Raw genomic sequence first — 13,897 nt, 5'->3', positions numbered from 1 at the left:
TGCTGCGCAGGGAGCCGGCACGCCGTCTCCCCCCTGACGGGCTTCCATCCGTCACGCGATGGGCACGCTTGCAGCCGGCGATGCCGGCGCCGCTTTTCACTGTTTCTCGCCCAGGCGAGGAACGCTAAGGTCGCCCCGGCTTGTCGCCGTGTCGGCCGTGTTCCTCCTCGCTGCGTTTCCGGTGCGCCATCGGACGGCCGTTCCCCGGCGGAGGGCTGTTCGTAGCACCGTCGCGTCACCCCGCAAGGGGTGAAATGCACTTCACCGAAAACTTTTTCCAGGTAAAAACTTTTCGTCTCGCCCCTTGCGTGTCTCCTTACGCCGTTGCTCCGTCGCCCTTTGCCGCCAGGGAACTCACCGAACGATGGAATAACCACCAGAGAGGAGCAAGAGCAGGATGAACACGCAAAACGTCAACACCGCCACCAAAGAATCTTCCAAACGATGGGCGGGAAAATACCCCGACGCGGAAAGCATCATGATCCGTCAACTGGCATTTATGGAGGAATTACACGGCGTGTATTTGTCCCCTGAAGAACTGGCGCAATCGCTGTATGAAATTTTTAACACGATGACGGATCGGGTGGTGTTTAACGGCGTCGATAACTCGCCGTCCGATAAACCGAAAATTGCGTATGCCGTCGCGCAACATTGGATTAAGGCGCAGCGTTTGGCCGGTGCATATTTTGGCAAGACCGGCGTCACTGCCTGGGAACATGCGCGTTATCGGCTGCACCTTCAGCTGGCTATCAATCACTCATACCGTTAATTCATCGCCGGTCTAAAAACCATTTGCCCGGCATTACTCAAAGAGAAAGGAGAATATCATGCGTCTGACTTCCCGTTTTGGCCGTTATAACGCCATCCGTAAAGACCGCCCGTTAACCAACGACGAATTAATGAACGTGGTGCCGAGCGTGTTTTCAGAAGATAAACACGATTCGCGCAGTGACCGATATACCTACATTCCCACCATTACGCTGCTCGATAAATTACGCGAGGAAGGTTTTCAGCCGTTTTATGCCTGCCAGACCCGCGTTCGGGATGAAAGTAAACGCGGGCATACCAAACACATGCTGCGGCTGCGGCGGGAAAATATGATTGTCTCCGGCAATAAGGAAGTACCCGAAATCGTATTGTTGAACAGCCACGATGGGAGCAGCAGTTACCAAATGATCCCCGGCATGTTCCGCTATGTCTGTGCCAATGGAATGGTCTTTGGCCAATCGTTCGGTGATGTTCGTGTTCCGCATAAAGGGGATGTGGTCGGGCAGGTGATTGAGGGCGCGTATGAAGTGCTCGGCATATTTGACCGCGTCGATAATGACCTCGATACCATGAAATGCATTTCACTGTCAGAGCGCGACCAGGAATTATTTGCGCGGGCGGCGTTAAGTTATCGCTACGAGTATGAAGATAAATCCCCAATCACGCCGTCGCAAGTTTTGCGTCCGCGTCGGCGTGAAGATTACGGCAATGATTTGTGGACGACATTCCAGCGCGTGCAGGAAAACATGATTAAAGGTGGATTACTCGGTAAAAGCGCGACCGGGAAAAATACCCGGACTCGAGCGGTCAACGGTATCGATGGTGATATAAAACTGAACCGTGCGTTGTGGTTGATTGCGGATGAATTCAAAAAAAGAATGGATTGAATAATTTTAATAACAAAAAATACATTTAATCATCAATATGGCGGGTAACCCCGCCATTATCATTGTGATTGATTGTTTACCTGTTTAACAGGGCTTTTTCCTCTCTTCTTTACTGGATTTTTTGAGGCCCTTATTATTTCTGATATTGCCTTTTCACTTACAGATACATCTACCATTTGTAACGCTGATTTAATCTCTGAGGCAGTATAACCTTTTGATTTTGCCAAGCTGATAATGTTTTCTTTAAGTGATTCCAAAAGTTCAGTTCTGCTGATTTTGTTAGGTGTCAGATCAGGTAAGGATTCTAGCGCCAGTTTTGCCTCTTCTAGCTGCTCCTGAGTGTAAAATTTAGTTCCTGCCATGTAGTCCTCTGATTTTAACAATTTAGATGTAACTCTATTAAACCATATCACCTTTGATAGGCCAAGCCCGCCCCCTCTCTGACGCCTAATCAGGCGAAAAATAGCTCGCATCAAAAAGGATAGACGTAGTAAAATGACGGACAGGAAATGTTTTGTCATTACCGCCTGCACGCAGTCGATAATGCAAAACACCTGGTCAGGGCTACGCCCTGACACCCCGGTTGAGTAGTTAGAGGTTGAGCTATGTCGAAAAGCGAGTCGCGTCAGAAAGGAATAATCATCCAAATCCGATGCACCGAAGAGGAGGCTGAGGCCATCAAAGGCAAGGCCAAGGCTGCAGGGATAAGCACTTCCGAGTTACTGCGGCGCTCCGCGCTGAACCGGAAGATAATGACACGAACAGACACACGCTTGATGAACGAACTTCTTCGTTTGGGTGGTTTACAAAAACACCTCTACACCCAAATGCAAGACCAGATGACCCAGGAACTCAGTAAGCAGTTTTCTGATGTACTGGTCGAAGTGAAGAAGGCCATCATCGCTTTGGATTTGAATCTCGTACCAGCAAACGAATAAGGGCACTATGAACGTTATCATCCCACCAAAAAGACGAGACGGCGGCACCAGCTTTATGAAGCTGGTCGGCTACCTGAGTCTGCGGGATGAGAAAAAACCTGATGACGTTATCACGCCCGATAAGATTGCAAAGACCTCTTCACGCTCCAGTCAGGCCATTTTTGATCGCCTGGTAGACTATATTGAGCGGCGTAATGATTTCTCACCCATGCAGGTTGTCGCTAGCTTTCCTGATGGGCGAGAACAAGTCATTATCGGGGGCGTTGAATGTGAAACAAATTGCTTTTCACTGGAGACAGCAGCAGCGGAGATGAGCATGGTTTCTGCTAGCAATCGCCATTGCAAAGATCCTGTTTACCATTTCATTTTGTCATGGCAAGAAGATGAGAATCCGAAGCCTGAAGACATTTTTGATAGTGCTCGTTTTTGCCTGAAAGAGCTGGGGATGGAACATCATCAGTTTGTTACCGGTATTCACCGAGACACTGATAATATTCACTGTCATATCGCCGTTAATCGTGTTAATCCTGAAACGTATCGCGCGGCCAATTTGTGGAATGATGCAGACACCTTACAACAGTGTTGCCGTGTCCTGGAGAAACGTTTTGGTTTCAAACAAGACAACGGCAGTTGGGTGTGGGGTGATAATGATACTTTGCGTCGTGCGCCTTGGCGTTTTCGTAATGCGCCTCAAGGTGCCGCAAAACGTGAGATATATTCCGGCAAGGAAAGTCTTTATCACTATGCTGTACGTAAGACTCGTACCAAGATTACCGACGCCATAAAAAACAAAACAGCTAGTTGGAAATATTTTCACCTCTTGATGCATGCAAATGGATTGGCATTGCGTGAGCAAAACGGGGGGTTAGTCGTATTCGATATAGCACATCCAGATAGCATTGTGGTTAAGGCTTCTGATGTGCATCCAACGCTGACTAAATTCAGATTGGAACCCTACATTGGTCCTTACGAATCTGCTCCAGCCTTTGAATCTGATGACCAGGAAGAGGGGGCGTATGCGATATATGATCACTACCAACCCGCATTCCAGGTGCGCGATCGGGAGGCGAGAAAAGAGCGTCGTGAAGAAAGGGCTGCTGCACGCGATGACCTCAAATTGCGTTATAAAAAATACCGCGATACATGGGTAAAACCTGACTTGAACGTGAAAGCACGCTATCAGGAACTTGCCGCACATTATCAGGCAATGAAGGGTAATGTTCGCCATAGCTACCACGACCCTCTGCTGCGAAAACTGATGTATCGCGTTGCCGAGTTCGAGCGAATGAAAGCAACAGCGGAGCTACGAATTCAGATCCGTGAGGAACGTAAGAGGCTGTTTGAGTCTGGCCAATATCGCCCGTTGTCTTACCGTTCCTGGGTGGAGCGCGAAGCTTTAACGGGTGATGTTGCCGCTATTAGCCAACTGCGTGGATGGGCGTATCGTGAGAAGCGTAAAGCGAAAGCCGCCGTACCGAATAAGCATAAAGACAGCGTATTGGTGTTTGGTGTTGCTGATGACTCACCGGTGCTCGAACGGTCTACCCATGCAACTCGCTTGCACCGGAATGGTACAATTGAATACCTGCGGGATGGGGTTGTCGGTGTAGTCGATCGTGGTGACCAGGTTGAGATTAAGCCGGGGTTCGAGGATTACGAGGACACCGCGAATTACCACCTGGCTGCAGAGATTGCCGGCACGAAAAGTGGTGAGCGAGTTGAAATTGTTGGCACCGACGATTTCGTTGACCGCGTACTGCTTGAGGGCTGTCGCCTGAATTACCAGCAAGAAAAAGAGGTGTTCGGGCCGACAGACAACTGGCAGCGCGGTCGCTCCGAGGTTCTCGAGCATCGCCACGTTAGACCAGAAATGGGTTATGACGCTCCTGCTGGATCTCGTCAAGCTGACGATCGCGACGATGATGCACCAACAGTGAATTCGTATTGGGGACCACGTCCTTAAACAGAGCAGTAGATAAAAAGTAAAGCGAGATAATTAATGTAAATCATATTATTAGCCGCTGATTGTACAGGGTTGAAGGCCTGTACAACCAGCTAACCATAACAACCTGTACGGGAGGCTGCCATGGCTGCCATCGATCCTAGCCAATTTAAGGCATTACACAAGTATTTTCCGGATTTAACACTCACACAGTTGGCCACCGCCTATATGTATTCGACAGGAATCCCTGTGGGAACGATTGCACAGCTTCGAGACGTATCCGAGGACACTGTCAAAGATTCTCTCAAAGCTGCATGTCATCGAATGCACTTAACGTCGATATCTACGATGGGGACGGCGATCCAGCTTAAGCTAAACCTTGAGTTGTTGATAGCCATTGACACCCTGCAACCAAATTGAATCTTAGTTTCACATTTTAACAAATACGTCAACCCCCTTTTAAAGGGGGTTTCGCATTTTAGGATAAAGGATTAATCTCGCCATAATTCTTTTGAAGATGTAGGGAATTATAATAAATGACTGATAAGTCACAATGGAAAGCCGCACAGACCGTTATCGAAATGAGCCCTGATGTTAATCGGTTGCTGACTCAGGCCGCAAAGCGCTCAGGTCGTAGCAAAGTTAAAGAGGCGACAATTCGACTTGCCGATCATCTAAAAACAGTTACAGATATTGCGGTGCCTGGCCGCCGTTTCCTTTCTGATGAATCCAAGTAGCACCCTATAGAGATCCAACACCAGGGAACTCTATTTTATTAGTTTGTTTAGTGATTATAAAAATATATGGCGTTAACTCGCAGGGCATTCTTTTACCTGGAATCTTTTGAATTTTGGGTGATTGCCCGTGAGGTATTATCACGAAATGAATAATTCGTCCGTTGGGATGGGGTGCTCGTGGCCTTTGAAAAAAGGTGGTGCCCGCTTTTTAACAACCGGGGTTACTTATACACATTATCCGCTTAGCGGTTATGTTATTTTTCAATGGGAGTAACCCCGAATGGAAAGTCGGACAGCATTCTGTAACTGTTAAGACCCCTATGCAAAAATGCAATGTATCTATGGGTACGATCTGCCTGTAGAGAAGATTAGCACCACCCGCGAGGGCGGGGTGAATGGGCGTGAACGGGCAACACTGGCAGTGAAAGGGTGCTGACGCAAAAGAGATTTGTGCAAGTCCATTCTAACGAGTGGGCTTGCCTGAACAGCAGTTTACATTCGGATAAGGAGATGTTGATGGCAAAAGGAAAGTTAAACTCATCACAAAATTTTTCCTGTGATTTCTCCGAACTATCGCCACAAATTGCCCCTGATATAGAGAAAATAAACAGATCGCGTAAAAGAAAGCGAGTTAGACGCGATACGTTATTTTATCTGGGCAATACAAAAGTGCAGGTTAAGAAAAAGTACAGGCTCTCATCCTCCGCTATAACCCCCTCTCTACCTACATCGCACACCCGGCCTTTTGAGCGTGCGGTGGCCTGTGCAAATATTCTTTGCCGAAGTGTTACTAAATAAACTTCCTGACATCGTTATTCAGCAATATCCCCTGTCTTTTTTCCTGTTTATCCCACTGCGTAATTGAGGTGACTCTATTGAAAATATTTCTCCCCGTTGCCCTGGCGCCGGTGGTGTTGAGTGGATGTGCTATTAGCCCATCTTCGCCGCCGCGCGTTCCGGCTCAAGAGTTTGTGACTTCGTTGATCCAGGAGCAAATACCGATAATTCAGCGAGCACAGGCGGATCTGGCCCAAGCCAGCCGGGTTCGTTTAAAACCGGTGCGAGCGGTTTCTGAGTCCAGGCCAGCAGCCACATCGTTGAGGCGTCAGCCGGAGGTCATTCAGCCCAGGGCGCTTGCAGGTCAGCCGGTACCCACCCTGCAGGCTATCCGCTATATCGGAGAGCGGCCAGCCAGTCTGACGCTTGCCAAACCGGGCAAAGCTTCAACGCTCCGTCAGGCTATACGGCAGATCACCCCGCCTGGATGGCAAGTGACTTTCTCTCAAGAGCTTAAACCGGATGCCCGCACTTCACTGCAATGGCGTGGTAACGATCAGTGGCCGTTTGTGCTGGATGAAGTGCTGCAGCAACAGGGCAAGGTCGCACTGGTCGATTGGTCAGCCCAACGGATTTCCGTCGCGGCCAAATCTGTTGAATTTACTCCCGGCGCCGTGGCTGCAAATTTGCCTAAAAGCGCATCAGTTACCCCGACCTCAACCCCAGCGGTAACCGATAAGAAAGGCAGTGTGGTATCTGGCCGTAATCCATTTGGTGGCAGCAAGCCGGTTGTCACCTCGAGCCCAACCCCGGCGGTAAAAACTACAGCTTCGTTAACACTGCCCAAATCGGTCGTTAAACCAAAGGTTTGGCGGATCGAAGCGGGGAGCACGTTGAAAGATACCCTCTTCAGTTGGGCGGCGGCAGAGAAGTGTTCTACCCCTGGTGTCGCTAACTGGACTGTCGCCTGGTTGACATCGGTGAATTACCGCATCGACGCCCCACTCCAGTTTGAAGGCAGTTTCCGGGATGCGTTGAATAGTCTGTTCACCTTATACGGTACGGCGAAAGTGCCATTGTATGCCGGTATTCGCCATGTCCAATGTGTCATCTCGGTTGATGATAAGGAAATCCATTGATGGACATTCAGTAAGATCCCTTCCCCTTCTGTTCAGAGGTTGCATTCGCAGCCTTATCTCCTGGAGGTTTGCATGAGTTATCGCGGCAAAGTGAACGTCGGCGTGATCGTCCTATGCACCATATTCTGGATAGTGCTTTGGAGGGTAATCTGATGTTTTACTGGATTTTATCTGTATTTCTGGGGTTCCTGGTGTGGGTCAACATTTCTCCCCATGACCAGGCTGGAACTCAGCTGCAGGATAGCACGCTGAGTCAGCGCGCTATTCAAACCGTCCGTTACATCAATGACATCAATGACTGGCGCTATATCAACCCTGCACAAAAAGACGGTGTGATCCCCGATAGCGCCTTCGGCTGGTCATCCGTTGGAGGGTTGCGCAATGTTTTGCAGGCTGGTCGTGTGTATGTCTATCAGCCAGATCAACCTGGGTTGATGGCGGCATTGTTGGCGCAGAGCCGACATTCCGCGCTGGTTGGCAAAGTCGTCGGAAGACGACTTATCGACAGCGTTGGCAATGACATGCAGGTCAATGTGCCGGCGAGCATTACTGACGGCAGCCTGGTGTACCTCAACTAATCTCTCCTCATAAGGTTAACAATGAAAAAACACCTCCCCTTGACCGGGTTGGCGGCGACGTTGTGTTTGCTGCTTTCCGGCTGTGCGCCGCTTGAGCGCATCGATAAGATCGATAATCAAGTTTCACGGGACGAAAATCAGGCAGATAAACATCTGCATGCTCTTAAAAAGGGCTCTGTGGTGCGGGATTTAACCTCTCAGTGGATCAACCCTTACCCGTTAAATGCTCAGCCTGGTGGCAATAGTTTGTTGCCTCCTTGCGCTGTGGCCATCAATCGTCCAGGGAGTATCACACTGGCGGAAGTCAGTGCTTTCATCAGTAAGCGTTGTCGCTTGCCGGTTGTGGTGACGCCTGATGCGCAGGCTATCTTGGCACCGACTGGTGGCAAAACTGAGCAGATAAGTGGCCCGGTTCCGGCGCCAGACCCAAATGGGCTGGTGCCATTAGCCGCGTTGGGCGGTTCATCTGCCCGCGCGGCGCCGGTCGTTAGTGGTGGCACTGCGCTCAGGGGCGTGTTCTGGCAGGGGGAGTTGGGCGGATTGCTTGATAATGTCACCACTCGTCTTGGGCTGTCATGGCGCTATGAGCAGGGCCGGATCGCCATTTTCTATCTCGACACCCGGACGTTCCCGGTCATGTTCATGGACAGCAAGGCGAGTTTTGGCTCTAAAACCGTGAGCGGAACCACTTCATCGATGGGGGCAACGGGTGACAGCAGCGGCGGTGGGCTCAGTGGTGACTCCAATACCTCTCAGGCGACTGAGATGGAAATCAAATCAAGCCTGTACGAGGACGTCACCAATACCATTAAGTCGATGTTAACGCCCGGTACCGGTCGCATGAATTTGTCCGCCGGCGTCCTGACGGTGACGGATACGCCACGCGTTCTTGAGCAGATAGGCCGTTATCTGGAAGACCGCAATAAAGAACTCAACCGCCAGGTCGTACTCAACGTGCAGGTCTACAGCGTCGAAAAACGCACTCAGGATCAGTACGGCATCGACTGGAACGCCGTATTCAACAGTGGCAGCGTCGGCTTGTCACTGACCAACGCGTTTACCGGCGCGGCTTCAGATGCGTTGAACGGTGGGGTTTCTATCCTTGATGGCAAAGGGGCGGGCACCAAAGCCTTTATCAAAGCCCTGTCGGAACAGGCGAATGTCAGCGTAATGACAGAGGCCTCGAGCATGACCACTAACCTGTCAGCGGTGCCGATCCAAGTTGCGCTGCAGCAGGACTATGCCTCCAACGTCACTACGGAGAACACGGCCAACGTCGGTTCATCGAGCAGTATCACCAAATCCACGATCACAACCGGTTTCAACATGACCGTGCTGCCGTTCCTGATGCCCCAGTCGCCAAAAATGCAGCTGCAGTTTGCGATCAATATGTCAGATGACCCGACCATGCGCACGTTCACCAGCGAAAAAACGTCGGTTGAGTTAATGAAAACACGCCTCAAAACCTTTACCCAGCGCGTCATTATGCAATCCGGACAAACGTTGGTTCTCAGTGGTTACCAATCTCTCAACAACACCGCAAATCGCCAGGGCGTCGGCAGCTTCCGCTTCTTTGGACTCGGCGGCGGTGCCAACGGCGAAAATAACAAAACCATGCTGGTCATTCTTATCACTCCGGTCATTTTGGGATAAGCCATGAAACAACAGACTACCTACACGCTGCAGAATGGGAACGCCTGGCTTGTGGCCGGGTTGCACTGGCAGTATTTGCCGCTGCGTGGGCGCCGCAGCATGCGTTTGCGTGCGAAGGAGGCCAAGGCTACGCATTGGGCAGCATTGCCAACCGGTGACGGCCAGGCACAAGGTACCTTACTGGGCACTGTCAATCTCGCCGGCAAGGCGGTTCGAAAAGGAGGCGGGCTGGCTTCGATGGCGTTGGCGGTTCTGCCGGCATTGCCAGAGGCTTGCTATGGCGTTTTCCCGTTATCCAATGGGCAATACTGGTTCGTCGCTGTCAGTGACGGCATGCTTTCCCCGTTCGGTGATATTGTCGGGGATGAAACGGCTATACGCATTGCGGTTTCCAATTTTCTGGCTATCACCTCAGCGCCTGCTGCGGGGTGGATGATATATGCTCCTGGCGGTTTCTTTCCCGGGGAAGACACGGAAGATAAATCGCTCACGGACTTGGTCGATAGCAAGGTCGGTTTGCGCCGGGCCCGGCTGAGTCAGACTCATGATCCGAAGGTACTGTGGCTTTGGGGCATAGCAGTGGTGGCCCTGGGGGCCGGGTATGTGGGTTATTCGGCCTGGGAGAAACACCAGGAAGATGCGCGCATAGCAGCAGCTCAGGCCGCGCTGATGGCCAGGCAACAGATGGCACAACAGGCGCCGGCCGACAACCTGAAACCCTGGGCTACACAACCGCGGTTTCCACCGATGCTCAGCGCCTGCAGTCGCGTATGGAAAGACGCGCAGATCTCTATTGCAGGCTGGGTTTTCAATACAGCAACGTGTGATGCGCAGGGAAAAATCATACTGCACTACACCTTGCCGAACGGTGGCACTGTAGGGGATTTTGCCTTGCGATTGCCGGTGCTCTATGGTTCAGATATTCAACCCGTTTTTAATATTCCCGGTAGCGCAGACGACGCCTCTTTTGCGTTACCGGTGCCACTTTCTCCTCCAGAACATCCCGAAGATCTTCTCCCGGGCAGCCAGCAAATTCAGCACCTAACCAGTTATGCCCAGCGTATCAATGCGCGCTTGCGCCTAAGCGAAATGGACGTAAGCACGCAGTTAACGCAGGGCGACGTACAAAATCTGCCGTGGCGTACCTACAGCTTCACGTTCATTACCGATATTCCGCCCGATCGGTTGTTTGCGCCAACGCGCTTCAACAGCAGTGGAATACGGGCGTCCAGCATCACGACCACGCTCAAAAACAACCGTCTGGAATACACCATTGAGGGACTTCTGTATGCCAACCGCTAAATCCAGAGTAACGCCCTGGGCGTTGTGCCTGGTGCTGATTGCACCTGGTGTCTTCGCCGCGCCGGTCGCAGATATACCGGCGGCTCCGCCCGCTTCACCGCCGGTGAAGCCACCCACGACAGCGGATCTTCCTCTGCCGACCACGTTCGCGCGCGCGGAGGCTGGGCGAGCGTTAAATCTTGGTCAACTGGAAGCCATCCAGGCAGAGACAGTGCTGTATGAGGCCCAGCTGGCCAGGGCCAAGGCGCTGAATGAACTGCAAAAGAACGGGTATGACCGTGCACTGGATCAGCCTTTCAACCCGGCGCCACCTTCTCAGGACAACAAATCCGAGGTCAAGGGCGCGGTGAAAGATGCTGCACCGCCGCAAATTGTGGAGATCACCGGCGCGGGTAAAGGCTTCACGGCCGTGCTGGCACTCAGCAACGGCAATCAGGTTACGGTGCAGGTGGGAAATCGTATCCCGGGTACGGAGTTCGTTGTTAAACGGATCAACATCAATGAAGTCGTGGTCTCCGGGAAGAACCAAACACTGGTCTCTCTTTCCTTTGCGGGGTAACCCATATGTATGAGAAACGTGGTTCAACCTATATCCATTTAGATCTGACCAATACTGATGCCCCGACGCTGTATGTGTCTGACGCACACAATAATAGTCTGGCCGTCACGTCAGAGATTGCCGGCGCGTTTAAAAAACACCCCAGGCTGCAGGTTAAACGGGTTCAGCTCGATAAGCTGAAAGAGATGCAGCAAAGCCAGCTCACTGAGAACCCCAACGCTAACGAATATTCCGTTCAACAGGCGAAGATTATTAGCTTCTTCAAGGATGCCAAGATGAAAGGCGCCAGTGATATTCATCTGCTGATCGGGATGAATGATGTGACGGTGGTGCAATTTCGTGTTCATGGCGATCTTGAAACGGTGACAACGCTGGATTGCGCGGAAGGGATGACGCTGGCGTCAACGATTGTGATGTCGATGTGCGATGTGGCCGAGAAGAGTTTTAACCCCAATCGCGCTCAGGATGGGCGGGTGCGTAAAGAGTTTCTGCAAGGGCTTCAGCTCTTCGGGGCGCGTTATGCGCATACGCCGGCAGAATTCGGTCTGTATGTGGTCATGCGCATTTTGCCCGATGAGGGTAAAACGCCGCCTACGCTCGACGAACTGGGTTTTCTACCGGAACAGCAAACCCTTATTCGCCGTATGCTGGCGCGCCCTGAAGGCGTCATCATCCTGTCCGGCCCTACCGGTTCTGGGAAAAGTACCTCCCTGCGCACCTTCAGCGAAATGTACCTGTCGTTTACCGGCCATCGAAAACGACTGATGACGCTGGAAGACCCTCCAGAAGGGTTGATTTTGGGCGCGGTACAAACCCCCATCATTGCCGATAAAAACGATCCGGACGCTGTTAGCCGTGCCTGGGTCAGGTCTATTTCTGCCGCATTACGGCTGGACCCTGATGCCATGGTTGTCGGCGAAATTCGTGATGCCAACTCGGTTAAGTCTGCTTTGACGGCGGCCAAGTCAGGACACCTGGTGGAAACCACGCTGCATGCGAATGATGCGGTCGGCATTCTTGATCGCCTGACCGATACTCTGGGTATCCCCATGGGCCAGGTGGCCGATCCTCAAGTCATGATTGGCTTGATCGCGCAGCGGCTGGTGCAGCTGTTGTGCCCTCACTGCAAGAAACGCTGGGAGGCGGTCAGAGCAAGTCTGGGAGAGGAGAAAAGAGCGCTGCTTGAACGCTTTTGTCAGGTCGAAAAGCTGGCTTTTCGCCATCCTGAGGGATGTGAGCACTGTTACAAAGGCGTAATCGGCCGGCGGGTCATTGCTGAAGTCATTCGTCCCGATGCCAGATTCATGGAGCTGTTTCGCCATGAGGGCAAACTGGCTGCGCGCAGTTATTGGGTGAACGCGCTGGGCGGTATCACGCGCGGTCAGCACCTGATGCGTTATCTCCATGACGGACTGGTCGACCCGATTGATGCGGACTATATCAGCCCGCTGGACGAGGACAGCCTGACATTATTACCCCCGGAGGCTGCATTATGATTTCCCGTTTGCGCGAACGGTTGACGGCGCTACGGGGCAGGATGCCGTCATCGGAAAGAATGAATGAAGGGGTAGGGCGCTGGTTGGCGCAAAAGACGTTCTCCACCGCAGACCGCCTGACGCTCTACGAGGATCTGGCTTTCCTGCTCGACAACAACCTCAAAGTTGAGAAAGCCATCAATTCAATGATAGGGAGCTATGGCAATAAACGCCCGCCGGTCGTCTATTGCCTGGAGGATATGCTCAGTGCCCTGCGTCAGGGCCGGTCAGTCGACCAGGGATTGGCGTCCTGGATACCCCGGCAGGAGGCCGCCATCCTTAGCTCCGGCGTTCAGGACGGCAACCTGGCTGCTGCCCTATACCGGGCGATCACCGTGGTGCAGGGCATGTCGGATATGAAATCAGCATTGGTGTCCACGTTGGCTTACCCGATGCTGTTGCTGGCAACCACGTTTGCCATGATGAAGATGGTCACTGTCTATTTCCTTCCCCGCCTGGAGTCATTGTCTGCCCGAGATAATTGGACTGGGGCGTTGTGGTGGCTCAGCACCATCTCAGAATTCTTTGTCAATCATGCAATTATTCTTGGTGGGCTGGTACTCCTGCTGATTGGCTTCGTCGTCTGGTCAATGCCGAACTTGACGGGAACGGTGCGGCAGCATGTTTTGGACCGTCTATTGCCCTGGAGCGTGTATCGCGACGTGCTGGGAGTGGGTTTTTTACTTAATTTCAGTGCGTTGATGCGTGCTCAGGTGAAGACGGAAGACGCCATCGACATGCTGAGCCGTTATGCACCGCCCTGGTTATATGAGCGATTGGCCGCAACCCAGCGTCAGGTTAGGCAAGGTGACCACCTTGGGTTGGCGTTGCGCAATGCCGGCTACGGATTCCCCTCTCCGCGTGCTATCGACAAACTGGTCCTGCTGACCGACGGCGATAACGCTGAAATCATTATTGAAAATTTTGCACGGGCCTGGCTTGTGCAAACTGTAGCCCGGATCAAGCGGACGGCGTCTTTGCTTTCATACATCGCATTGGGCACCAACGCTGGCTACATGATCCTGATCCTCCTGGCCACACAAAACCTCAACGACCTCGTGGGCACACGTTAAGCCGCCCAC

The 13,897-nt window shown here is 52.1% G+C and carries 15 protein-coding genes; 14 read left to right on the top strand and 1 reads right to left on the bottom strand.

Annotated elements, in window-relative coordinates; all coding sequences use genetic code 11:
- Positions 1–478 precede the first annotated feature (478 nt).
- Together FHU12_RS26790 and FHU12_RS26785 are read left to right on the top strand one after the other, a co-directional pair.
- A complete protein-coding gene (locus tag FHU12_RS26790; RefSeq protein ID WP_141973153.1) occupies positions 479–769 on the top strand; it encodes a hypothetical protein in 291 nt (96 codons plus the stop codon).
- A gap of 58 nt (positions 770–827) precedes the next feature.
- A complete protein-coding gene (locus tag FHU12_RS26785) occupies positions 828–1,655 on the top strand; it encodes a DUF932 domain-containing protein (protein WP_141973151.1) in 828 nt (275 codons plus the stop codon).
- A gap of 59 nt (positions 1,656–1,714) precedes the next feature.
- Here FHU12_RS26785 and FHU12_RS26780 read toward each other — a convergent pair whose 3' ends face one another.
- Complete coding sequence (locus FHU12_RS26780; RefSeq protein ID WP_185742380.1) at positions 1,715–2,017, bottom strand: molybdopterin-guanine dinucleotide biosynthesis protein MobC; 303 nt, start codon at positions 2,015–2,017, stop codon at positions 1,715–1,717.
- Positions 2,018–2,260: 243 nt separating this feature from the next.
- Here FHU12_RS26780 and mobA point away from each other — a divergent pair, with 243 nt between their 5' ends.
- From mobA to FHU12_RS26720, 12 genes are all read left to right on the top strand, one after another.
- Complete coding sequence (gene mobA / locus FHU12_RS26775) at positions 2,261–2,593, top strand: plasmid mobilization protein MobA (RefSeq protein WP_060432402.1); 333 nt, start codon at positions 2,261–2,263, stop codon at positions 2,591–2,593.
- 7 nt (positions 2,594–2,600) lie between these two features.
- Complete coding sequence (gene traI, locus FHU12_RS26770) at positions 2,601–4,556, top strand: TraI/MobA(P) family conjugative relaxase (protein WP_141973149.1); 1,956 nt, start codon at positions 2,601–2,603, stop codon at positions 4,554–4,556.
- 123 nt (positions 4,557–4,679) lie between these two features.
- Positions 4,680–4,955, top strand: a complete 276-nt coding sequence (locus FHU12_RS26765; RefSeq protein WP_060442014.1) for a hypothetical protein — start codon at positions 4,680–4,682, stop codon at positions 4,953–4,955.
- Between the two features lie 116 nt (positions 4,956–5,071).
- Entirely contained in the window at positions 5,072–5,272 is a 201-nt protein-coding gene (locus FHU12_RS26760; protein WP_072270311.1) for a TraY domain-containing protein, read from the top strand.
- Between the two features lie 516 nt (positions 5,273–5,788).
- On the top strand, positions 5,789–6,070 hold the full coding sequence (locus FHU12_RS26755; RefSeq protein ID WP_141973147.1) for a hypothetical protein: 282 nt from the start codon (positions 5,789–5,791) through the stop codon (positions 6,068–6,070).
- 77 nt (positions 6,071–6,147) lie between these two features.
- Complete coding sequence (locus FHU12_RS26750; RefSeq protein WP_185742379.1) at positions 6,148–7,188, top strand: toxin co-regulated pilus biosynthesis Q family protein; 1,041 nt, start codon at positions 6,148–6,150, stop codon at positions 7,186–7,188.
- 113 nt (positions 7,189–7,301) lie between these two features.
- On the top strand, positions 7,302–7,766 hold the full coding sequence (gene pilM / locus FHU12_RS26745; RefSeq protein ID WP_141973143.1) for a type IV pilus biogenesis protein PilM: 465 nt from the start codon (positions 7,302–7,304) through the stop codon (positions 7,764–7,766).
- 21 nt (positions 7,767–7,787) lie between these two features.
- Positions 7,788–9,419 (top strand): PilN family type IVB pilus formation outer membrane protein, encoded by a 1,632-nt coding sequence (pilN, locus tag FHU12_RS26740; RefSeq protein WP_060442017.1) that lies wholly within the window; start codon positions 7,788–7,790, stop codon positions 9,417–9,419.
- A gap of 3 nt (positions 9,420–9,422) precedes the next feature.
- Positions 9,423–10,721 carry a type 4b pilus protein PilO2 gene (gene pilO2, locus FHU12_RS26735; RefSeq protein ID WP_089197778.1) on the top strand — a complete coding sequence of 433 codons (1,299 nt, stop codon included), beginning with the start codon at positions 9,423–9,425 and terminating at the stop codon, positions 10,719–10,721.
- A complete protein-coding gene (gene pilP / locus FHU12_RS26730; RefSeq protein ID WP_141973141.1) occupies positions 10,708–11,280 on the top strand; it encodes a type IV pilus biogenesis protein PilP in 573 nt (190 codons plus the stop codon). Before pilO2 ends, pilP begins: the two co-directional genes overlap by 14 nt.
- A 5-nt stretch (positions 11,281–11,285) precedes the next feature.
- A complete protein-coding gene (locus tag FHU12_RS26725) occupies positions 11,286–12,776 on the top strand; it encodes a GspE/PulE family protein (RefSeq protein WP_141973139.1) in 1,491 nt (496 codons plus the stop codon).
- Positions 12,773–13,888 (top strand): type II secretion system F family protein, encoded by a 1,116-nt coding sequence (locus tag FHU12_RS26720; protein WP_141973137.1) that lies wholly within the window; start codon positions 12,773–12,775, stop codon positions 13,886–13,888. Before FHU12_RS26725 ends, FHU12_RS26720 begins: the two co-directional genes overlap by 4 nt.
- Positions 13,889–13,897: the final 9 nt, after the last annotated feature.

It is taken from the genome of Serratia marcescens (assembly GCF_006715005.1).
Classification (GTDB): Bacteria; Pseudomonadota; Gammaproteobacteria; order Enterobacterales; family Enterobacteriaceae; genus Serratia; species Serratia montpellierensis.
This window is presented reverse-complemented; position numbering and strand designations above follow the sequence as displayed.